General features: G+C 37.7%; 1 protein-coding gene. It reads left to right on the top strand.

The window, feature by feature from the left end:
• Positions 1-393, top strand: a 393-nt coding sequence (locus ACZ3HH_RS29425) for a cupin domain-containing protein (protein WP_465810030.1), incomplete at both ends; no start/stop codon positions are given.

The following is a 393-nucleotide window of genomic DNA, read 5'->3' as shown; positions in this document are numbered from 1 at the left end:
GACCAAAGTGAGATATTAGTTTCAATCAACATGGCTGCTACTACAATGAAAGCTTCATTTCCACTTTTGATGGTGCTGGGAATTGCTTTCCTAGCTTCAGTATGTGTTTCTTCTAGATCCGATCAAGATAACCCATTTATCTTTGAGTCTAAAAGGTTCCAAACTCTTTTCGAGAATGAAAACGGTCACATTCGTCTTCTCCAAAAGTTTGATCAGCGTTCTAAAATATTTGAGAATCTTCAAAATTACCGTCTTTTGGAATATAAGTCAAAACCTCACACCATATTTCTTCCACAACAAACGGATGCAGATTTCATTCTTGTTGTCCTTAGCGGAAAAGCTATACTCACAGTGTTGAAACCCAACGACAGAGACTCTTTTAATCTTGAGCGC

This window comes from Pseudomonas sp. PME37.24/025, assembly GCF_055556615.1.
This window is presented reverse-complemented; position numbering and strand designations above follow the sequence as displayed.